Here is a 20,858-nt window from a genome sequence, read left to right on the forward strand (position 1 = left end):
CCCATAGTAGCGGACCGTGGAGCCGTCGCGGTTCCGGCGCTGGGTGACACGCAGATACATGCCTATCGAATAGCGTATCTCGTCAGGTTATAAAAGACATAAGGCCGAGAGTCGTGTGTCTATGTGTTGGCGCAGATTCCGCCCACTCCACGATCATTCAATCCAATCAATTCAACCACTTGCCCAAGCCACACACAGCCAAATCTGCCTCATGACCGCGAACACGGGCCCAGCACGCCTCCATCGCTATCACGCAAGGCGGCAACTCCTTCGTGAACGTCACCACGGTCTCCGGTCGCATCCGCCGCCGTTTGATCACCGCACCAGTCCCATCCAGTCCCGCAAGGCTGCAGCTGTTCTTGCCCAGATCAATCCCTAAAACCGCGATCTCTGTCTTCATTGCCTGCCTCCCTTTCTTCCGTTGGCCCCCAGCAGATTACTCTACAAGGGGGAAGGGGCGGGCCATTCCATAAAATTGCGCGCTGTCGGGCGGCTCTCTATATCTCGCGCAACCGACGAAGGATCCGCCCAATGAGCCTGCAAAACCCTGTCTTCATCCCCGGGCCGACGAATATTCCCGAAGTGATCCGCAAGGCGTGCGACATGCCGACCGTGGATCACCTGTCGCCGGCTTTTGCGCCGATCCTGAAAGCGGCGCTCGCCGGCTGCCGCGGCGTGATGAAGGCGGAGCGTGGCGAAATCTTCATCTTCCCCTCGACGGGAACCGGCGGGTGGGAAACCGCGATCTCCAACACGCTCAGCGCCGGCGACACCGTCCTCGCCGCCCGCAACGGAATGTTCAGCGACCGCTGGATCAAGATGTGCCGGCGCTTCGGCCTCGAAGTCATCCAGATCGACGTGACATGGGGCGAGGGGATTCCACTTCCCCGCTTCGCCGAGCTCCTGCACGAGGACAAAGCGGGCCGGATCAAGGCCGTGCTCGCCACCCATAACGAAACCGCGACCGGCGTGGTCTCCGACATTGCCGGCCTGCGCCGGGTGGTGGATGAGGCCAGCCATGATGCGCTGCTCCTCGTCGATGGTGTCAGCTCGATCGGCTCGATGCCGTTCGAATTTGATGACTGGCGCGTCGACGTCGCGGTGACCGGCTCGCAGAAGGGCTTTATGCTGCCCCCTGGCCTCGCCATCACCGCCTTCAGCGAGAAGGCCCTCGCGGCCAGCCGGGATGCTAAACTCCCGCGTAATTTCTTCAATATCGACGACATGCGGGCCACCAACGTCGCGAACGGGTATCCCTACACGCCGCTGGTCGGACTTTTGAACGGGCTCGCGCTGTCGAGCCGGATGCTGCTCGATGAAGGGCTAGACAACGTCTTCGCCCGCCACGCCCGGATCGCCAATGGCGTGCGCGCTGCGGTCGCCGCTTGGGGCCTGGCACCGTGCGCCGCAGCACCCGAGCTCTATTCGAACTCGGTCACCGCCATTCGCGTCCCACACGGGTTCGACCCCGCGCGCATCGTCACCCACGCCGCCGAGCGCTACGGCATGGCATTCGGTGCGGGGCTCGGCGATGTCGCCGGCCAGGTCTTCCGCATCGGTCATCTCGGCATGCTCACCGATGCGATGGCGCTCTCCGGCCTTGCCGTTGCCGAGATGTGCATGGCCGATCTCGGCCTCGACATCCGCCTCGGCGCAGGCGTCGCCGCTGCCCAGGCGCTCTACCGATATGGCGGCGAGCAGATGAAGGCGGCTGCCGACTGACAGCGACGTCCTGCGCGGCGTTGTTCGAGACGAACGCCGGGTCATTCCGCTGAACCGTATAGGTTTCACCTGCTCCCCAGGGTGCACCGGTCGAGGTAGTCCCTACTCCGGCGGTCCGGCCTGACGGATACGATCGAGGCTGATCCTGGTTTCACGGATCGCGGCATCGGCTGCCGCCATGGCCTCTTCCAGATCGCTGAAGTCGAACGCGAGCCGGGGCAGGACGCCACCGGAGGGCGCTGGCGGAAGCTCGGCGGGCGGCTCGGGCTCGGGCATTTCGTGCTCGATCCGGGGCCGCCCCCTTCCCCGCCCCGGCTGCGGCCGGCGCGGCGGCGCCACGTAGTCGCGCATGCGACCCATTCCCGACAGGCCGAACAGCCGGCGCTTGCTGCGGCGCGAAAGCTCGACGACCAGTCCGGCCTCGAGCAGCTCGCCGAGCAGGGCGTGGGCGTTCGCCACGTTCATGCCGAGCCGGTCGGCGAGCGACTTCGCGGAGATGATCGGGGTTGCCGCCAGGATATCGACCGCCGTGGCGGCCCGGCTGTTCTTGCGCCGCTTGCCGATCGAAGCGCGCGCGACCTGCCAGGCCCGCTCGAGATCGCGGAGGAGGTCCTGGGCGGCCGCGGCCTCGTTCGCCAGTGCGTGGAGCAGAAGCGGGATCCAGCTCTCCCGATCGAAGGGAAGGTCGCCGCCGAGGGCCTGCGGCCCGGTGATCGGCACCGGAAGGTGCAGCAGTCCGCTCTGCTGCCAGAAGCGGATCAGTGCGCCCCGCAATGGAGCCCGTCTCCCGCCCCCGGCCAGCCAGGCATGGGCCGCGTGCGCCGCGCCGAGCAGCGGGGATGCGCGCTCGACATCCCGCTCGATCGCCTTCATCGCCACCTGGATCTCGCCCTCCTGATCAAAATCAGGCTCGACGATCCACTGGTGCATCGAGAATGCGTGGCGGGCCGCATCGAAGATGTCACCCCGCTCGGCGAGGCTCAGCCATGGATCCATGCGGAGCCGAACCCCCTCGAGCAGGGCCGCGAGATGCCACGGCTCGATCATCTGCCCGTCCACCATCGCCTGGCGGCGCACCGCATCGAGACGAAACCGGTAGAGGAAGGCGCCGCGGAGCGGATGCATCGAGAGGGCCTGGTCGAGCCGGGCAAACGCTCCGGCCGCCCGCTCGAGGGCGATCATCAGAAGCTGCTGGGCCGGCATTTCAGGGGGAGCCATGAAGTGCCTTGGCCCCGCCGTGCTGACCGGGCTGATGGTGAGGGAGCATAAGCATTTCGTGGACAAGGTCGACCGTCTGCCGTCCATGCGCGACCTGGCCGTCACCGACCTGCCCTTGCAGGCGCTGCGCGCCGGCCACCTTGTGCCGATCGTCTCGACCGGACCGCCCGACGAGCGGCGGTGGAGCAAAACCCCGAACCGCCGCGGGCACGCTGATTCTGCTCCGGCCCCTGATGGAGGAAAGGAATCGGGCCTGGGCTGAGCGGAACGCTGCGACAATCCTCGAACGGAAAATCAATATCTTGATCCGTATTTTTGCGCCATACGCGGTTTAGCACAAAATAACCGTCTTTTTTAGGGGGTGATCAGGATTTTTTAACTGATTTCCTGATAAGTATGGTTGTCGCTACTACAGAAATTTCATAGGATTCCGGGCGCAGAACCGACCGATTCGCGCTCAGGAGAGGCCCCTCGTGCCCGACAACACCGAATTCGCACCGCAAGACCGCCCCGACGCGCCATCGGCCGGCAGCCTGGTGCCCTCCCCTCCTCCGCTGGCCGGAGACGGGCACGCGGTCCGGCGCTGGTTCAGCGAGATCGAGGACGAACCGGTCCCGGTGGCCGATGGCACGCTCGCCGGCGCCCGCAGCGCCGCCAGCGCCTATGCCCGCCGGGCCAAGGCGGACAACACCAGGCGGGCCTACCGCGCGGCCGTGCGCGTCTGGTGCCTCTGGTGCGACCGCCACGGGCTGACGCCCCTCCCCGCCTCCGGTGCTGATGTCGCCGCCTTCCTCGCCGATGAGCGCGGCCGCGGCGTCTCGACCGAAACGCTCAAGCTCCGGCGCGCCGCGATCCGCTACCTGCATCGCCTCGCCGGCTGCCCGGTGCCAACTGATGATGCCTGCGTCGCCGAGACCATGGCGGGCATCCAGCGTGACGCCGCCTCCCGTGGCGAGATCCGCCGCAAGAAGGTGGCGGCGACAGCGACGGTGATCCGCCGACTTCTGGCGGCGATCGGCGATACCGAGCTGACTGACCTGCGCGACCGCGCGCTGATCCTGGTCGGCTTCGCCGGCGCGCTGCGGCGCTCGGAACTCGCCGGCATCAGGATCGAGCACCTGACACCGTCAGAGCGGGGACTCCGGCTGACCCTGCCGCAGACCAAAGGGAGCCAGGCCGAGGCGGTCACCGTCGCCCTGCCCTACGGCGATACCGAACTCTGTCCGGTGCATGCCCTTGAGCGCTGGCGGGTCGCCGCGGGGCTGCAGCGGGGCCCGTTGTTCCGCCGGATCTGGTCACCGCCATCCGGCCGCAAAGGGCGCGAGCGGACCGAGCCACCGGGCCCGGTCATTGGCGAGCAGGCCCTCACCCCGCAAAGCGTGGCCCTGATCATCCAGCGCAGGGCCATGGCGGCCGGGTTCGGCCGGCGCGACCTGGGCGGACACAGCCTCAAGCGCGGGGCACTCACCACCGGGATGGAGCGCGGCGTCCATCCGGCGCGCCTGAAGCGGCTCGGCCGCCACAAGAGCTATGACGTGCTCGGGGAGTACCTGGAGTTCGGCGACCTGTTTGACGGACACCCGCTGGATGGGGTGCTCTAGGTCCATCGGACTCAGTTTCAGGCCAATCCGGATCACCTGCAGGCGCAAAGTGCCCTTGCCTGCTGTGCTGCGCCTACCAGACCAGCCCTGGCATCGAGCTAGCGGCACTCGAAGCGCATTTCGCGTACTCGTCACTGAACCTCTTCGTCCACCGGTCGGAGTGATACAGGGACTATAGCCGCGTCCACGTACGTGACCAGGTCGAGCAGATCGATGAGCGGATCATCGGGATCCTGAACTAGTTCAGGATCTCGTTCGCCCGGGTTTCGATTGAACACGGCGACCGGCAGGCTGTTGCGATGGTTCTCGAGCAGGCACGGCGGGCTGCGTATGCGCAGGGACTGCCGATGGAGAGCGAACCATCGCTAGGCACATAGACGGAGCTCCCGGGGCGTTCTTGAGGCCGCCAGTGCAATCAGCTTATTGTCGCCTACGAGAGTGCCGATAAGGCAAGGACGCCTTAGAAGGCGGACATCTCCGTATATTCCTCCCCTCCCCTTTGACGGACATCCGTCTTGATGTCTCATTATCTTATCGCGAGTGTAGCCTTGTCAGCTGACAAGTTCGCGGCGAGGAGTGACTCTATCCGTTCTGGAAGGTGGGCACGGGCTGCGCAAATACACAATTTTCCTGATTTTGTTTATCGGACCGGAGGCATGGTGCCGCGCTCCCTCAAGCGCCTTGTCATCTGACAAGGTTTATCCGGTGCGATAACACCAGCTGACGAACATTGGAAACAATGGGCGCGCCGTTGGTCTGACTCGGTCAGGGGTTGGATCAGCCTTTTTTGGACCGGTTGGACGCAACTTGCCGCTCATAGGCATCAGCGAGTTCTGCGAGTGCGCTTCGAATAAATTCCCGAAGCGGCGCAGCATGATCCTTGCTAAACCGAATGGTGACGCTGGATCCGGAAAAACTTGCCGTGCCAATTCGAACATCTTTCGAGGTCAGAAGATCGATCTCGTCAGACGACTTCAAATGCTCTGCCTGAAGCGTCGCCATGGCGAGGCTAAAGCGCTCGTTCGACGAGGTCGGGGCCTTGTCACCTGACAAGGTTTGGCGAACGTCCGCTTCCCGGGATGGATCGGATTCCAGCGCTTTGGCAAGGTTGAGCCACCGGGGACGACCGATCTTGGGTGCACGACCGATGGTCTCGATGAGCTCGCGCGAAATCACGCGGGTCACCATCCGCATCTTCGAGAGTTCGGCGTCATCAATACTCAGCGCGCCTTTGATGTCGCGTGGATCTATCCTGCCGTCTTCCATCTTCCTGGCGAACGACGCACGCTCAATCCAGCTCAGATCCTGTCGGGACTCGTTTTCCAGTCCTTGCGTGATGATCAGTTCCCGGTCGTCCAGGTCGACAACGAACGCCCTGACTTTGACACCCAGATGCTGGGCGGCTCTCCAGCGACGGTGGCCATAGACGATCTGGTAGCGACCGGGCTTGGACGGGTGGGGGCGGACTTGAATCGGAAGCTTCTGTCCCTCGGCAGAAATTGAATCCACCAGGGCATTAAAGCCTTCCTGATCATCATCCGGCAGACGATCAGGGATCGGGGAGGGCTCCAAGATGGCCGGGTCCAACTCATCGGGGGCCATATTCGAAAGCCTGGCCCTGAGCTGGTCACGCTCCTCGCGGAGTTGGGAGATCGACCGCTCGGTGGCCGCGACAACGCCGGCCGGCATCCTGGGTGTGTGGTGAGATGCGGGGGAGAAAGACGGATTGTTTGGTTCGACCGGTTCCTTGTCGGGGCGCAGGGATTCGGAAAGCAGGTTGAAGCTGCCGACGATCGATCGTGATGGCTTCTTGCTCATTTGCGCCCCCAGGCCCTGTTGATCATCTCGAGGATCGCGAAATTGACGGCATCCATGGAATCCCGCGCACGCCGGTACGTGTCACGACCGACATCACCGGGTGCCAGTTCGTAGACGCTCTTTTTGTGTAGCCCGGCACTCTCTACCGCAGTGCTTTCGATCGCGGTCGGAATAAAGACGTCATCGGCGAAAAGGTGGCGCATCAACGAGACGATTTGCGTCTGCGGCTGGTCGTTAGGGTCATGTCGCGTGATCAGGTACTTGAGGAAGTCCTGCTGCAGGGCTGCGCCAGCACTACCGATCACACTGATCAGATCCCCCATCATCAAAAGGAACTGGGACATTGACATCATATCGAGCATCGCCGGATGAACCGTAACAATTAGCCCGGTGGCCGCACAGATGGCGCCAAGAGTCAGGAAGCCCAGTGATGGCGGCGTGTCGAGAATGACGATGTCATAGTCGTCTTCAACCTCGGCAATCGACATCCTGAGACGCTCGAAGAACAGAGCCGCTTCGCCGCCGTTGCTCTCAGCGAGAAGGCGGGGGGTCTCGTGCTCGTACTCCATGACTTCGATATTGCCAGGAATGAGATCGATCCCGGTAAAGTATGTCTTGCGCACGATCTCGCGCATCGGGCGCCTGTCTTCGCCGCTTCGCAGAGATGCGAAAATCGTCTCGTTGGCACCGACATCAAGTTCGGGCTGGGCACCGAACATTGCGGAAAGGCTGGCCTGGGGATCGAGATCGATCGCCAGCACCCGATAACCCTGCAGCGCCAGGTAGTGGCAGAGATGCGCGCTTGAGGTGGTCTTGGCCGAACCGCCCTTGAAATTCACGACTCCGAGGATCTGGAGGTGTTCGCCAGCGCGCCGGCGAGGTAGGTAGCGGAGAGCATCGTTCGGCTTCTGTGCGGCGAAGAACTGCCTGAGCTCGTTGACCTGCTCAAGCGTATAAGTCCGGTGGTTGTTTTCACGCCGCGAAGGGATCGGGCCCTTACCCTCAATCGACATCGTCCGCAGCGTCGATTCGGGGATAGACGTCAGTGACGAGACTTCATGCGTTGCAAACGGCCTGAGGGATTTCTGTGCCTCCGGTGGATACATGCGCTGTCGCAATACATGAAGTTGATTGGACAAAAGTGTCGCATGTCGGACGATTTTGTCAGGCGGCGACTCGATCTGGTCCATTATGATTGAAACCCTCCGAAGACTAAATGAAGCCTCGATCTGACGGCAAAAATACGCCCTGACAGGCGTTACCCGTCATGTCATATGGGCCTTGCAACTTGTTGTCCAGAAAATTCGGCTTCTTATGATAGCTGAAGAACTGCCATTAAGTGCTTGAGATGCGGTTCTATCCATTTTGTTGGTGAGCCAGCGTTCCGCGATTCGCGGGGGGAGGCACCCCGAGTCGGATTCGGTCAGCACGATCTTATCCACAGGTCGTGAGCCTCTCTTGTGGACTTCAGTGATAAAATCTGTGGACTCTTGAGAGAGACCCTAAGTGGAAAATCAACAACTTAACAGGATTATCCCGTGGACCCTTGCGATGAAACTAATAATAGGAATCTAATATTCTACCAAATAGCTTCCTCTCCAAAGTCCACAGCGACAGATGTTGATAACTTTGCTATATCGGATTTGTCCGATCACCGAGTCACTGGAAAATGCGATGGGAGAAATCCATAATCTAATCGAGGCGAGGGGAAGGGCAGGGGCGCTTGATGCCGGTATCGAGCGCAGTTTTGTTGAAGCTGCGGCCCAGTATATGGGGGACGAGGACACGACCCTGAGCTTTGCCTATTCGGGTTGGGCTCAGTGCGCCCTCCCTCATCGCAGGCTGGCGGATGATCAACCATGGGAAATCAGCATTGAAAGAACAAGGCTTGTCGTCGAGCCTGGTCGGAAGCCCAGGAGCGAAGAAGGCCCTCTAGATTTCGTCGGTGTACCGTTTGGGGCACATGCACGACTTATCCTTCTCTACCTTCAGACCGAGGCGATCAGGACCGGGTCGAGAGAAATCGAGCTCGGGCGCTCTTTGCGGGACTGGCTGAGTCGAATCGGGGTAAGCGTCGGCGGCAAGACAGCGAAGTTGGTCAAGGATCAGGCCGAGAGGATCAGCCGCTGCCGCCTGACATTTCACATTCAGGGCGGCAAATCAGTCGGTTTGATCAACCAGTCGATTATGGACGGCGCCCTGTTCGTCGAAGATACCGAGGAGGGCAGCGGAAAGCCGATGCTCTCAATGGCGCGACTCTCGGAGGGCTTTTTCGAGCAGCTGCAAAAGCATCCGGTTCCGCTTGAGGAAGCTGCCATCAAGGCCATCAACAACAACCCCGGGGCGCTGGATTGCTACCTCTGGCTGGCCTACCGCCTGCACGCACTGCCCGCCGCAAAGCTAGTCACCTGGAAGGCTCTGAAGGCGCAGTTCGGCTGTGGCTATCGAGAAGTATATCATTTCAAGGCTCGCTGGCCGAGTGCGCTGAAGCTGGCTCTTGCGGTATATCCAGATGCGCAGGTGGATATCGTGGACGAGGGTGTAATTCTGAAATCAAGCCGGCCACCGGTGCGTCCTCGCGTGCAATCGATCCGATAGACACCTACTGTTCCGCATTAAGGCTGGCATCACCAGAGTCCACGCCAGCACGCCAGGCTCGATTTCCTCACCAAAGTCCACATCCTGATCTCTGTTTTCTTGGCATGTCACCGGAGTGCATGCCCTGGTGCCGGTCCTATGGCATCTCACCAGAGTCCACGCCCTGGTGCCGGTTCTATGGCAACTCACTAGAGTCCACGCCTCGGTTCAGATTTCCTGTGCCTCCCCATCATCCCCTCACCAGAGTCCACGGCCTAGTCGTCGAGCTTTTGCCGAGATCCGGAATCATTTGTGGTCGCAAGGCCAACATCACGAGATCAAAGGCTTATCCGCCGCTCACCCTTGTCAGCTGACAGGGTCCATATGGCTGGTTGCACACCCACCAACGCTGCTTCTCACCAAAATCCACACTCGTTTGCATCCTGACTCTGGGCACAAACCGTGGACTTTAGTGAGCAATGGTCCAAGCATATCACCAGAGTCCACGGTTTGTGCCGAATGGGTACCTCGGCATTGCACCGGGAGCAGACGCTGGTTTGAAGCGTGATTTCGGCATGAGCCCGTGGACTCTGGTGAGGGGATCGGGTCTTCACCAGGCGAAATGGGCACCAATCGGATCGATCGGGTGCGCGGCATGCTGAATGACGCGATGTCAAGCGCGGCGCCGGACGACAATGGCCCGGAAATCAGCCCATGAGCAAACGGAAAACCCGGTGCTTGCTGCACAGATCAGTCGCAGACAAGCCCGCCTGATACTCTTTCAAAATGCCAATGTTCTGCTCGTTCGAACCTTGCCGGCCCTATTGCCTGGCTCCTGCTTGAGAGAACTGGCAAACCTTAAACCGAGGACCTCCCGGGGGAGCAGGTCGCGCCCCCCTCAGCCTTCTCCATACCATCCGCCTGGTGACGCGAGTGATGTGCGGCGCGGGGGGGGGCTCCGCGGTGGAAGAGTCCGGAGTGTCTGAGGGTGGCCACGTGCAGGGCGGTGTTGCCGGCTACGCCACCTCCCAGACCACGCCATCGTCGAGACGCTTGATGTAATCCACCGCGCTGCCGTTCCAGTGATAGGCATAATGCGCGCCCTGGATGGGAATCGGAATGACGTCGGGCCAGAAAACAGCGATGCACTGACCGTCCGGATAGCGGATACTTGGCCATATGATGCCGTTTGATCCTGCTGCGCGTCGTTCGGCTCCGAAGGTCTGCGAGGCGACATATTCATTGGGATGAAGGAGGTCGGCACGGCCGGTCGCGTCGTCCAGATCTACCTCGATGGTTCCGACAAGTTCGCGGAACTGCGAGGTCCAGCCGGGGTCTTCGTTGGTGGCGCGCATGAAGCGGGCGTGGTGGTGGATGGTTTCGGCTATCGCGACTTCCGTGCGGTCGCCCGCGTAGTAGAGTCCGAAGCTGCCATCTGAGAATCGGCTAGGCCGTAGAGGTGAGCAATGAACGAATGGTGCCATAACCCAACTAGCGCCCGGCCCGGTTACGCGCCGCGCCACTGGCACCTTGGACAGATCTCCGATGCTATCGCGGATGCGCGGGTTGAACTTGGCCTCCGCCGAGACCAAAGCATCCCAGTCCGCCGGGTCGGCAATGTCCTCAAAGAGATCAATCGGCGGATAGATAGAGCGGATAATGCGTATGGTGCGCGGCCAGATCACCCGGCGGATCGGTACATTCACCAAGCGCCCCGTTCTGCATCCAGGTATTTCCGAAGGTCCATCAGATCGGTGATCTCTCCGCGCAACATCAAATCCAGGCCGCTTCGACCCTCGAAGGCGTCGTTGGGCTTGCGGATCCACGCGTATCCGCGGGCAGGGTCGGTGAACAGATAGCGCAGCGCCTTATGGATCCCCATAAGTATCGCCATCCGGGCACGCAGGTCACGGTCGATACGGCCGACGTCACCAGCCTTCCAGCGCGCCCATGTCCGCTGGGCCATCTCGCCAAGGAGCACTCGGGCTTCCTGATCGGTCAGGCTCCAGGCGCGAAAAAGATTGACGGTAGCTCGAGCTAGCGCCGTTGCTTCCTCATCTGTGATAACGGGAATGTCAGGACGTGCCGTGAGTGGCTGAACCGTGGCGAATTTCACAACCTCTCTCCTCTGGCACTTATATTATAGCGATGTGCCAATTGGCAATGGGAGTGAGTGGGCGTCACTGCACGATCGGCCGGAGCAGCAAGGACAATGTCGGCCTATGGCCCGAGGAAAATTCCGAAACTATGCAGTAGCGGCAGTTTAAGGAACTGCGGCAGCGAGCGGCCACGGTGCCGCAGAGCCGGACAAGATCCCAGGACCAGGCTAATTGCCCCCTGACCGTGGTTTGCGGATGGCGGACAAAATCCAGCAGGTCGGACTGCCGGTCCCGAGTCGCATGCGCCCGGCGCTCTCAGGCTAGCCATCTACGCCGTCTGCGACTCGGGGGTGCAAAGAAAAATTTTAGGAAAAAGCGTTTCATATCAGCCGCTAAGCGCGACTCGGGCGCAAGAAACTGTGGACTCGCTCCGTGAATCTCTGAATGGTGACTGACTAGCCATAGAGATGGTGGAGTGAACAGGATGCCGAACACACGTACCGCCGGTGATGATGCGAGCGCACGCTACAGGCGCAGGCAACGCGCGCGCGGCGCTACAGGTGTGCTCGTCCACCTTCCGAACGAGACGATCAGCCTGATCGACACCATCAAGGAGCGAAAAGGTCTGCGCAGCCGCGGCCAAGCGCTCCAGCAGCTCATTGAGGAATGGAGGGCGGCCTCACCCAGAACTTTATAACCCAGACGCGCGAAAGCCCGCCTTGCCGGGCGGGCTTTCGCTAAATTCGCTACGGGCTCCGAGAGCCGTTCGGTGATTTCGCAATCCCGAACATACTCATCGGAAGCCATCCTGCCAAGCGGAAATTGCCGTTTCCGCTCACGGGAGGGCTATGCCCGTCGCGATCCGACACTGATGGAGGATCAAGATGGAGAATTTCCGCCCCGAATCGGGGCCGGGTCCCAAAAGACGAGGCGTGCGCGGCGCGCGGCGCCTCACGCTCGGGATGGTTGCGACAGAGCGACTCGCCGATGATTTCGGTACGGTGAGCGAGGGTGGCCAGGTCGACCCCGGTCGGGTGCTGGCCGCCTTCAAGGCGGCAGCGCCGTATCTGCGGTTTGGTCCGCGGGTCACGCAGGCGATCGACTGGCTGTTCCGCTTCACCCAGGTGCAGGACTGGCAGGAGGGCGCGCGGCCGATTGTCTGGCCGTCGGCGGCGATGCAGATGGAGGCGCTGTGCCTGAGCGAGGCGCAGGTGAAGCGGCTGAACCGGCTGCTCGCTCATCTCGGGCTGATCACCATGCGCGACAGTCCGAACGGCAAGCGCTACGGCCGCCGGGATCCGCGCGGCCGGATCGTCGAGGCGTATGGCTTCGATCTCTCGCCCATTGCGGTCCGCCAGGCCGAGTTCCGGGAGATCGCCGAGCGTGGCCGGGCCCGCTTCGAGGCGCTGAAGCAGCTGCGTCGTCGGGCGACGATCGCGGTGCGCGGGATCCAGCAGATCGTGGAGACGGCGACAGAGCTCGGGATCGCCGAAGGATGGGCCCGCCAGGCGGATGAGGCGAGGCGTCTGGTCGCGCGGATCCGTCGCATCGAGGAGCTGGACGAGGTGACGCTCGGCGTGACGACGCTGGAAAACCGGCAGGCGGACCTTCGCGGCAGGCTTGAGGCAGCGATCGACACGCTGAAGGAGGCCGCGCTGGGTGGTGTCGAATCAACAAATATGAACCCCAAGGGGCTCACGGATGAGCCTCATATTACATATACAAACCAGACTCTTGATCCTGCGGATCACGTATCTGCATTGAGAAAGCGTAGCTCCACCTCGGGTGGCGCGGGCACGAGCGCTGGAGGCTCGACGAGGACCGGCAGGAGTGGGGATGGAAAGGAAGCCGGGCATCGGCCAACCGGCAGTCGGGCGATAAAGCCTGAAATCCCGCCGGACGGCACGGTGTTCCGCATGACGCCGGACGAGCTGGTCAGGCTGGCGCCCCGGTTGCGGGCCTACCTGGCGAAATCCTCGCCCGGATGGCCGGAGATCGTGGAGGCGGCCGACTGGCTGCGTCATGACCTCGGTGTCTCGAAGCCGCTATGGGGGGATGCATGCCTGGCGATGGGGCGCGAACAGGCGGCGGTGGCACTGGCCATCGTCTCGACCAAGCCGAGCGACCACTTCCGCGGCTCGCCGGGTGGATATTTCCACGGGATGGTGGCCCGGGCGCGGGCCGGCGAGCTGAACCTGGCGCGATCGATCTGGGGGATCCGGGCAGCGAGCGGGATGCCGCGGCCACCAAGGTCGCACGCATGTGACGCGTCGCGCTCGATCTAATGTCTGCAATACAGCCGCGTGGTTTGCATCGCGCTCGGCTACAAAGGCCTGATCGATCGGAACTTGGCTCTTCGAATGCGCCTGAGCTTGGCTGTCGCGGAACTGTATTTTTGTCAGAACCACCCTGTAGATGGATAGTCCTGATAGCCGCGGCGACGTTTGGCGCGAGCCAGACGGCGGAGGGCATCGATGGCGGTGCCGAGATCGGGGAGGGGGTCAAACCGGGAGTGTGTGGAACGTCCGATCCGCCCCCAGGTTCGTGCGAGGCCGACGGCACCGAACAGGTCTGTAACGATCTCGATCTGGTAGTAGCGCTTTTCGTTGTGTTCGGGTCGGACCCGGATGAGTCTGATTTGCTCTGGGAACAGAGCCAACTGCATCGATTTGAAATCCCTTTCTGTCGCACGACACGCGTCAGATGCGGAATATTGCAGATGACCAGGTTGCAGCGAGGCGTGTCGATATATCTGACTGGATCTGGGTGCCTCGATATTTTGCTGAGAGGAGTTCATAGCCGGCAAAGTCTAACAAAGAGGCTATGCCCGTGCCACCCAGATCCGTAGGCTCAAGAATGAAGCGTGATGTCGGGATGATTGATAGGGGGAGCGAGTAAGCCGAGGCGGCTGGTGCCCTGATGAGCCAGGTTTTTAAGAACCTTGCGCTTGCATCGTCATCCTGCGCCTCTCCTCATGAGATCGTTGGTGATGGTGTCGAGCTTTATGTATTGGATTTTGCGATACGGTGCGCTATATGGCAGGCAAGGAGATTAGCCATGGCCACAGTAGCTGAACGCAAGGAATACCCGATCTCGATGCGCTTGCCCGAGGCGGATGTTGCAATGATCGATCGCGCTGCGAGCTTGCGCGGGCGTTCGCGCACGGATTTCGTACGCGACGCCGCTGTGCGTGCGGCAGAAGAGGTTGTGATGGAGCAGGGCTTGATCCGGATGAGCGCGGAAGGCTTCGCCGAATTCATGGATGTGTTGGCGCGTCCCGCCGCTCCGGTGCCGGAGATGGTGGAAGTCCTGAAGCGACCCGCGCCGTGGGAGCCCGGTTACGTTGCCAAGCGGTGAGCTATTTGCCGCTGTCGGAGCCTGAACCACTTACCGCTGCTCACGATGTATCGGAGTTCTCCTGCGGGAAATCGCCGCTCGATCACTGGCTCAAATCGCGCGCGCTTTCCAACCAGCAGAAGGGCTTTACCGCCGTCGTCGTTGTGCATGAGGCTGGTCGTGTTGTTGGATATTACGGCCTTGCTCCCACCGCTATCGTGCCGACAGTTCTGCCCCGCTCGATCCGGACAGGGCAGCCACCCAATCCGGTTCCATGCATGCTACTCGGTCAACTGGCGATCGACACCAGGTGGGCGGGGTTGGGCATCGGCACAGGCCTTGTGAAGCACGCCCTTCAGCGCTGCGTTCAGGCGGCTTCGCTTATTGGCGGTCGGGCCTTGATGGTCAACGCGGTCGATAAGGAAGCCGCCGAATTCTGGCAGCGGCGCGGCTTTGAGCAATCCAGGGACGATCCGTTGGTCCTGCTCCGCTCGATCAGCGATATCGCGGCGTCACTCGGTGTGGGGGGTGGGAACTAAAAGCCAAGTTCCTGGCATTCGGTCACATGGAAGCCGTTCGGCGGTGAAGGTAGCACTGGCAATGAGAGGAGCCAGGAAATCCATTCCGGGGCGTAGGCATATGTCGAGCAGGCGATGTTCTGGTGGATATCCTTGCTCCAGGCTGAATATCGAGATATCTTTAATCAGATATTTGAATATCTTGAGGCGCCCATGCCCCTTTATATCCGCGATGATGCGACCGCCGAGCTTGTCGCCAAACTGGCGAAAGAGCGGGGTTTAACCAAACAGGATGCCGTGCGGCTTGCGGTGCAGGCCGAGCTTGACCGAACCCGCGAAGCCAAGCCCTTGCGCGAGCGCCTGCGTGAGTGGCGCGAAGCCAATCCGCTGCCGCCGCCCACAGGGTTGAAGGCAGACAAGGCGTTTTTCGATGATCTGTCGGGGGAGGGGGAATGATCTTCATCGATGCCTCGGCCCTGATCGCGATGATCGCCGGCGAGGAGGATGCCGACATGCTGGCGGATCTTCTGGCCCAGGAACGCACCCGTCTCGTCTCGCCGGTTGCCATGTGGGAGGCGACGGCCGGGCTCTGCCGCAGCTTCGGCCTTTCGATGGACGGTGCCCGGCAAAAGGTGAAGAGCTTTATGAGCGCGCTCGAGATCGAGGTCATTTCTCTTGGTGAGCGTGAATATGATCTGGCAATCCAGGCTTATGCCGATTTCGGGAAGGGGCGGCATCCGGCCGCCTTGAATATAGGCGATTGCTTTGCCTATGGCGCCGCCAAATCTTATCGGGCAGCGCTGCTGTTCAAAGGTGATGATTTTTCCAAGACAGACATTCGCCGCGCCGAAATGAACCTTTGAGGTTCCTTGAACTTCGCTGCGCTTCTTCTTAACCTCTACTTCCGGTAGTAAAGAGGCGCCGCGGGATGGACCGGCTGGTCAGCAAAATTTCGGAATCCGAGATGATGCAGCGCTGGCGCGCGATCGAGCAGGCCCATGCAGCGAATAACCGCCAGGGTTATGTTCATCACCCGGAGCTTGAGGCCGTGAATGAGCGGTGCATTCGGGGTGAGATCGACATGGCGGGCCTGGATCGCCGGATGATCGCCGCGATCCGGGCCGGGCGCTAATGCCCCAGGTTCGGTTTGTGGGGATGGCGGAAGATCCCGAGCCGCACCGCAACACTGCTCCGGACATATCCTATGAGCCCGATCTGACCGATGGCCTGTGCAACAAGGTTGGTTTGCGCAGCCCTCCCGCGCGTGCCGGGGAAGGGTAGGGGGCCGAGGTAGGGCCGTCCGATTGCGCCGGACGATACAGAGCACGTTGAGAAGGAGGACAGCGATGGACCCGAAGCCACCAATCATCTCGCGCGATCTGGCCGATCTGATGCGGCCGGGCGTCATGGTGGAGATCGACCCGGCTGAGGTCGAGCAGCTGGGACTGGTTGAGGAAACGGCACTCGATGAGGCGGATGCCTGGGAGTCCAATGCGGACGTGGAGAACACCAACGAGGCCACCCATGGCCGGTGATTATGCCCAGACGGTTGCCGCCTCGATCGTCAAGCAGTTGGAGGATGGCACCGCACCCTGGGTGAAGCCGTGGGAGCCCAGCGGCCTCCGGTTCATTCCCTACAACGCGATCACCGGCAAGGATTACCAGGGCGGCAACGCAATCTGGCTGATGGCAGTGGCCGAGATGAAGGGCTACAGCGATCCGCGCTGGACCACCTACAAGCAGGCGCAGAGCCTCGATGCCCAGGTGATGAAGGGCGAAAAGGGCACGCTGATCCAGTATTTCAAGAAGTTTGACCGGGTGCCGGTGAAGGACGAGCAGGGACGGCCGGTGAAGGATGCCGAAGGCAATCAGGTTTACCGCAGCGTCGAGCTGGAACGGCCGCGGGTGTTTTCGGCCGTGGTGTTCAATGCCGAGCAGATCGCCGGCATGCCGAAGATCGAGGCCCGGCCCGCCCTGGCGGAATGGGAACGGCACGCCGCAGCCGAGCAGATCATGAGCAATTCCGGGGTGCCGATCATCTACCGGCCCGGCGACCGGGCCTTTTACACCCTGGCGCAAGATCGGGTCACGATGCCGGAGCGCGACCAATTCAAGACGGCGGATCGATTTTACAGCACGGCGCTGCATGAACTGGGGCACGCCACAGGGCACCCCTCGCGGCTGAACCGGCCGGATCTCGGCACGCCGTTCGGATCGGAAGCCTACGCGCGGGAGGAGCTAAGGGCGGAGATCGCCTCGCTGATGATCGCGGACAAGCTGGGCATCGGCCATGATCCGGGCCAGCATGCGGCCTATGTCGGAAGCTGGATCAAAGCCTTGCAGCAAGACGCGCGAGAGATCTTCCGGGCGGCTGCCGATGCCGAGAAGATTTCCGGGTATTTGATGGCGCTGCGAGCCGAGCAGAAGGCAGGGCAGATCACTGGCCGGGCTGACAGCCAGACGGGTGAGCAGGCGCGTGGTTACTGGCAGCGGGCCGCTGAGAGCGGCGCGGAAATCCGGCGGGCGGAACGAGCCGAACAGCCCGAGCAGGAGCGGCAGGCACGGCGTGCAACGGCAGGGCGGTAAATCATGAGGATCTGCCAACTAAAAACCCGCTTCTATCCCGGCCAGCGACAATCTGTCCTCCGAGGCCTATCCGGCGATCCACGCGGTGCGTCAGGCCATATCCATAGATGAAATGCCGGACCACGACAGGCTCAAAGGACTTTTGCGGATAGAGGATGGCGTTCGGTCATTGCGGACACTTCCAGCCAATCGGATCGGCGCAAAAAAAATGGCGACCATTGCGGCCGCCAAGTTTAGGGAGGAAACGTCCAACGGGGCATGAGCCCCGTGTGATGAGATATAGCTCAGCCAAGAGAGGCTTCAACATGAATTTTGTGCGACGCAGCATAGCTTTGGAAACGCATCTGCGGCCACGACAAGAAGGCGTTACATCGCATTGAAATCTTGGCTTAAGAACGCGCTATCTGCGGCGGACATGGGGTTTTGGAAGCCGGCATGATCCTGAGTGACGCTAAATCAACCAGGCCGGAAAAGATGGTCATGGTGTCCGGCCTGTCCCAGGCGAAGCCAAAGCCCAGGGAAAAAATGGCCGCCCGCCCACTGGTTCCGGCCGGCGCCTTCGTCGTGGTTCAGGTAGATTCCTGTCCGGACATCAGCGCCTATTCCAGACATCGGCTGTCGCTATCGGCGGGTTGCCCGCCGCACACGATATAGGTGATACTGCATCCCGACCGGTTTCCTGTGCACCGAGAAGCCGGCCGTCGTCCGGAAGTCAAATCTTCTGGCGCGTGCAACCAACATGGATGCAGGATCTGATTGGCCTGTCAGAAGTTACACCTGGAGTTCGCCGAATGAACCAGACAGTCCCCCAGATTGATCCCGAGCTCGAGGCCGAGCGCCGGCTTCTCGAGGCCGCCATCGCCGAGGCGCGGGCCGATCCTCGTCCAGGTGTACCGCATGAAGAGGTGCGCGCCGATCTCCTGCGTGAGATCGAACGGCTGAACCGGAAGATCTCCGGTCACTGAGCGTGCGGGTCGAATGGCATCCGCTCGCCTTGGCGGACCGCGATTCCATCGTCACCTATCTCGAACCTCTGAACCCCCATGCGGCAGCGAATCTGTTGCGCTCTTTGGTCCTCGCCGGCGACAGCCTGGCGCTGTTTCCCAACCGGGGCCGCCTCGGCCTGGTTGCCGGCACCCGCGAACTGGTGGCCGTGTGGCCGTATCTGATCGTCTACGAGATCGACATGAACGCCGATTTTGTTCGAATCCTCCGCATCTGGCATGGTGCCAGGGACCGCAGTGACGCATTACCGTGAGATCGATACGGCCCCTTCAGGGCCGTCTTGGGGGTTCGTATAACATCCCCCGGATTTCTCATTTTGATACAAACGACAGCCAATCAGACCTATTTCACCCAAGGTTTTCCTTGTGTTTAGGTCCCCGGAATGTTGGCTCCCCCGCTGGTCTGACCGTTGTCATCGTTCTCTTTTTGTACCCGCCACCAGTGACCTTGCGCGTACGGCTTGCAGGCCGTGCCGCACCTGGCGTCGGTTCGTTGCCTCATCGGTTTCGTGATCGCCGCCATTCGCTCGCTCCAAGTATTCGCGCCGCCATCGCCCGCTTCTGGCGGGGTGCTTTGACAGTCTCGGTTGCACGTCTACTATGGGGTCGGTTGCCGGCCTACGCGGCATATATCTGAAGACTTCACGGTGACTTCTGCCGAAATTCCATAATGCAGGTTCTGGAACATCTTCCATCGAGAAATATGAAAATCTATGAAACGGCGTAATATAACTTTTCTGTTCGGCAGCATGTTTTCTGGCTTTCTTGCTCTTTTTGGGCTCAGTTCGAAGCAAGCCGTTGGACAAACGCCGAGTGATGCTCGCTCATCTGGCGATATGATGGGTGGAATGATGGGATCAAATATGTCCAACATGGACATGCAGGGAATGATGTCCCACAGCAATATGATGGGTCCCATGCGGCTCGGCATGGAGTTGTTCGAGCGACATACAGAAATCACCCGCGCGACTGATTACCTGCCCAACGGCATCATCGACACTACGGTTTCGAGTAATCCAGAGACTGCCAAGGCGATTCAGGCACACGTGATCGAGATGTACGCCCGTCTCGCAGACAATCGTCCATTTCCCTACCCGATGAGTAACAGTGTGCCGACCATGTTCGCCAAGAGTACGAAATATAAAAGATCCTATGAGCTCCTACCAACTGGAATTCAGGTCACCGAAACCTCGGACGATCCAGAAATGGTAAAGGTGATTTATGCCCATGCCCGCGAACTCGATCGATTCGTGAAAGAAGGTATGCCGGCGATGATGCGCGGGATGATGAGCAAGGCCGGTTGATCGGAGAAAAAGGCGATGATGCACGGCATGATGAACGGCTGGATGATGGGGGGAATGGCAGTGTTCGGTATCGCCACCCTGCTGCTGATTGTCCTGTCAATCGCCGCATTGCTCAAATATCTGCTCAAATGACGGACAGAGCGTAGATTTTCCAAAAATCATGAATTTCGCACCAGACCCGCCCCATAGGCCACAAGCGGGGTTTTCTGTTGCATAAGTCCGGTGCATAGTCATGGCATGATCTACGGGTATGCACGGGTCTCCACCGACGGGCAGAGCGTGGCCGCCCAGGTCACCCAGCTGAAGGCCGCAGGCTGCGGGAAGGTCTTCCAGGAAACCGCCAGCGGTGCCCGCACTGACCGCGTCCAGCTCCGCAAGGCGATCGACCGGCTCGAGGCCGGCGATACCCTGATGGTCACAAGGCTCGACCGCCTCGCCCGCTCAACCCGGGATCTGCTGAACACGCTGGCGACCATCGCCGAGAAGGACGCCGGGTTCCGCTCCCTCGGTGACAGCTGGGCCGACACCACAACGCCGCACGGCCGGCTGATGCTCACCGTCCTCGGCGGCTTGGCGGAATTCGAGCGGGAGCTGATCAGGGCCCGGACCGGAGAAGGAAGAGAACGGGCGAAGGCCCGCGGTGTTCGGATGGGCCGCAAGCCGAAGCTGAGCCTGCACCAGCGCCAGGAAGCCCTGCGCCGGCGCAACGCCGGCGAGGCCGTCCGCGAGATCGCCCGCTCCTACAACGTCAGCCACAGCACGATTTCCAGACTCTCAGACTGACGTCCCTCTGCTTCAGGTCTTTATAAAACCAACTGTCCAAGTGGGGGGTGAGGCCATCGTGCGCGCGGTTCAGACCAGCTTCACTTGACGCCACCGTCACCCGCGACGGCCAGGAGATCCAGAGTGTCGCGCTACAACTGGAGCCCGTCCGGCCCACTCGGCATTGATGAGGTCGCTTGCGTACCGCAACCCGGCCCGGCAATATCGTTGCCGAGCGATTTCAGTCCAGGTCATCGTGTCTCAGTTCGTCTTCGCAAGCGAACTGAATCACAACCCTGTGAAATCGCTCAAC

General features: G+C 61.2%; 23 protein-coding genes and 2 pseudogenes. 17 read left to right on the top strand and 8 right to left on the bottom strand.

The window, feature by feature from the left end; genetic code table 11:
- Positions 1–232: 232 nt before the first annotated feature.
- Positions 233–400, bottom strand: a pseudogene (locus APM_RS18400) (IS110 family transposase); the annotation flags it as partial.
- 131 nt (positions 401–531) lie between these two features.
- Between APM_RS18400 and bhcA the strand changes: the two are divergent.
- Positions 532–1,722, top strand: a complete 1,191-nt coding sequence (bhcA, locus tag APM_RS18405; protein WP_007424903.1) for an L-aspartate--glyoxylate aminotransferase BhcA — start codon at positions 532–534, stop codon at positions 1,720–1,722.
- A 102-nt stretch (positions 1,723–1,824) separates the two neighbouring features.
- Here bhcA and APM_RS18410 read toward each other — a convergent pair whose 3' ends face one another.
- Positions 1,825–2,940, bottom strand: coding sequence for a hypothetical protein (locus tag APM_RS18410; protein ID WP_007424905.1), 1,116 nt, complete (start codon positions 2,938–2,940; stop codon positions 1,825–1,827).
- On the opposite strand from APM_RS18410, the gene APM_RS18415 reads away from it, so the two are divergent.
- Both APM_RS18415 and APM_RS18420 read left to right on the top strand, forming a co-directional pair.
- Positions 2,939–3,202, top strand: a complete 264-nt coding sequence (locus APM_RS18415) for a hypothetical protein (protein WP_007424904.1) — start codon at positions 2,939–2,941, stop codon at positions 3,200–3,202. The two genes, APM_RS18410 and APM_RS18415, sit on opposite strands and share 2 nt — an antisense overlap.
- A 211-nt stretch (positions 3,203–3,413) precedes the next feature.
- Positions 3,414–4,541: a site-specific integrase gene (locus APM_RS18420; protein WP_007424906.1), complete on the top strand. Its 1,128-nt coding sequence runs from the start codon at positions 3,414–3,416 to the stop codon at positions 4,539–4,541.
- Between the two features lie 777 nt (positions 4,542–5,318).
- Here the strand turns inward: APM_RS18420 and repB are convergent.
- Together repB and repA are read right to left on the bottom strand one after the other, a co-directional pair.
- Positions 5,319–6,359, bottom strand: a complete 1,041-nt coding sequence (gene repB / locus APM_RS18425) for a plasmid partitioning protein RepB (protein WP_007424907.1) — start codon at positions 6,357–6,359, stop codon at positions 5,319–5,321.
- The gene (gene repA, locus APM_RS18430) at positions 6,356–7,549 is read right to left on the bottom strand and encodes a plasmid partitioning protein RepA (RefSeq protein ID WP_007424908.1); all 1,194 of its coding nucleotides are present in this window, start codon (positions 7,547–7,549) and stop codon (positions 6,356–6,358) included. Before repA ends, repB begins: the two co-directional genes overlap by 4 nt.
- 484 nt (positions 7,550–8,033) lie before the next feature.
- Between repA and APM_RS18435 the strand changes: the two genes are divergently transcribed.
- A complete protein-coding gene (locus APM_RS18435) occupies positions 8,034–8,957 on the top strand; it encodes a replication protein RepA (protein ID WP_013635080.1) in 924 nt (307 codons plus the stop codon).
- Positions 8,958–9,952: 995 nt separating this feature from the next.
- On the opposite strand, the gene APM_RS18440 is transcribed toward APM_RS18435, so the two are convergent.
- Positions 9,953–10,645 (bottom strand): RES family NAD+ phosphorylase, encoded by a 693-nt coding sequence (locus APM_RS18440; protein WP_007424910.1) that lies wholly within the window; start codon positions 10,643–10,645, stop codon positions 9,953–9,955.
- Positions 10,639–11,052: an MbcA/ParS/Xre antitoxin family protein gene (locus APM_RS18445; protein WP_013635079.1), complete on the bottom strand. Its 414-nt coding sequence runs from the start codon at positions 11,050–11,052 to the stop codon at positions 10,639–10,641. The genes APM_RS18440 and APM_RS18445 overlap by 7 nt, the downstream gene beginning before the upstream one ends.
- A gap of 867 nt (positions 11,053–11,919) precedes the next feature.
- Between APM_RS18445 and repC the strand changes: the two genes are divergently transcribed.
- The gene (repC, locus tag APM_RS18450) at positions 11,920–13,320 is read left to right on the top strand and encodes a plasmid replication protein RepC (RefSeq protein WP_007424912.1); all 1,401 of its coding nucleotides are present in this window, start codon (positions 11,920–11,922) and stop codon (positions 13,318–13,320) included.
- A gap of 113 nt (positions 13,321–13,433) precedes the next feature.
- Here repC and APM_RS18455 read toward each other — a convergent pair whose 3' ends face one another.
- Complete coding sequence (locus APM_RS18455) at positions 13,434–13,700, bottom strand: WGR domain-containing protein (protein ID WP_011930438.1); 267 nt, start codon at positions 13,698–13,700, stop codon at positions 13,434–13,436.
- A 392-nt stretch (positions 13,701–14,092) separates the two neighbouring features.
- On the opposite strand from APM_RS18455, the gene APM_RS18460 reads away from it, so the two are divergent.
- From APM_RS18460 to APM_RS18505, 12 genes are all read left to right on the top strand, one after another.
- A complete protein-coding gene (locus APM_RS18460) occupies positions 14,093–14,392 on the top strand; it encodes a DUF1778 domain-containing protein (protein WP_007424913.1) in 300 nt (99 codons plus the stop codon).
- 5 nt (positions 14,393–14,397) lie between these two features.
- Entirely contained in the window at positions 14,398–14,910 is a 513-nt protein-coding gene (locus APM_RS18465; protein WP_039889251.1) for a GNAT family N-acetyltransferase, read from the top strand.
- A gap of 132 nt (positions 14,911–15,042) precedes the next feature.
- Entirely contained in the window at positions 15,043–15,345 is a 303-nt protein-coding gene (locus APM_RS18470) for a type II toxin-antitoxin system VapB family antitoxin (protein ID WP_231844541.1), read from the top strand.
- Positions 15,342–15,752 (top strand): type II toxin-antitoxin system VapC family toxin, encoded by a 411-nt coding sequence (locus APM_RS18475; RefSeq protein ID WP_007424916.1) that lies wholly within the window; start codon positions 15,342–15,344, stop codon positions 15,750–15,752. The genes APM_RS18470 and APM_RS18475 overlap by 4 nt, the downstream gene beginning before the upstream one ends.
- Before the next feature lie 65 nt (positions 15,753–15,817).
- Entirely contained in the window at positions 15,818–16,021 is a 204-nt protein-coding gene (locus APM_RS18480; protein ID WP_013635073.1) for an antitoxin VbhA family protein, read from the top strand.
- A gap of 214 nt (positions 16,022–16,235) precedes the next feature.
- Positions 16,236–16,424, top strand: coding sequence for a hypothetical protein (locus tag APM_RS18485; protein ID WP_013635072.1), 189 nt, complete (start codon positions 16,236–16,238; stop codon positions 16,422–16,424).
- Entirely contained in the window at positions 16,414–17,475 is a 1,062-nt protein-coding gene (locus tag APM_RS22845; protein WP_007424917.1) for an ArdC family protein, read from the top strand. The genes APM_RS18485 and APM_RS22845 overlap by 11 nt, the downstream gene beginning before the upstream one ends.
- A gap of 435 nt (positions 17,476–17,910) precedes the next feature.
- Positions 17,911–18,129 carry a hypothetical protein gene (locus APM_RS20930; RefSeq protein WP_013635069.1) on the top strand — a complete coding sequence of 73 codons (219 nt, stop codon included), beginning with the start codon at positions 17,911–17,913 and terminating at the stop codon, positions 18,127–18,129.
- Between the two features lie 137 nt (positions 18,130–18,266).
- Positions 18,267–18,440 carry a hypothetical protein gene (locus APM_RS22285; RefSeq protein ID WP_013635068.1) on the top strand — a complete coding sequence of 58 codons (174 nt, stop codon included), beginning with the start codon at positions 18,267–18,269 and terminating at the stop codon, positions 18,438–18,440.
- Positions 18,441–18,442: 2 nt separating this feature from the next.
- Entirely contained in the window at positions 18,443–18,733 is a 291-nt protein-coding gene (locus APM_RS18495; protein WP_007424918.1) for a type II toxin-antitoxin system RelE/ParE family toxin, read from the top strand.
- 459 nt (positions 18,734–19,192) lie between these two features.
- Entirely contained in the window at positions 19,193–19,783 is a 591-nt protein-coding gene (locus APM_RS18500; RefSeq protein ID WP_039889248.1) for a hypothetical protein, read from the top strand.
- Between the two features lie 237 nt (positions 19,784–20,020).
- Entirely contained in the window at positions 20,021–20,566 is a 546-nt protein-coding gene (locus APM_RS18505; protein WP_007424920.1) for a recombinase family protein, read from the top strand.
- A gap of 111 nt (positions 20,567–20,677) precedes the next feature.
- Here APM_RS18505 and APM_RS22290 read toward each other — a convergent pair.
- Positions 20,678–20,800: pseudogene (locus tag APM_RS22290) on the bottom strand (IS5/IS1182 family transposase); the annotation flags it as partial.
- Positions 20,801–20,858 lie beyond the last annotated feature (58 nt).

Origin of the sequence: Acidiphilium sp. PM, from assembly GCF_000219295.1 — a bacterium.
Lineage (GTDB): Bacteria > Pseudomonadota > Alphaproteobacteria > Acetobacterales > Acetobacteraceae > Acidiphilium > Acidiphilium multivorum.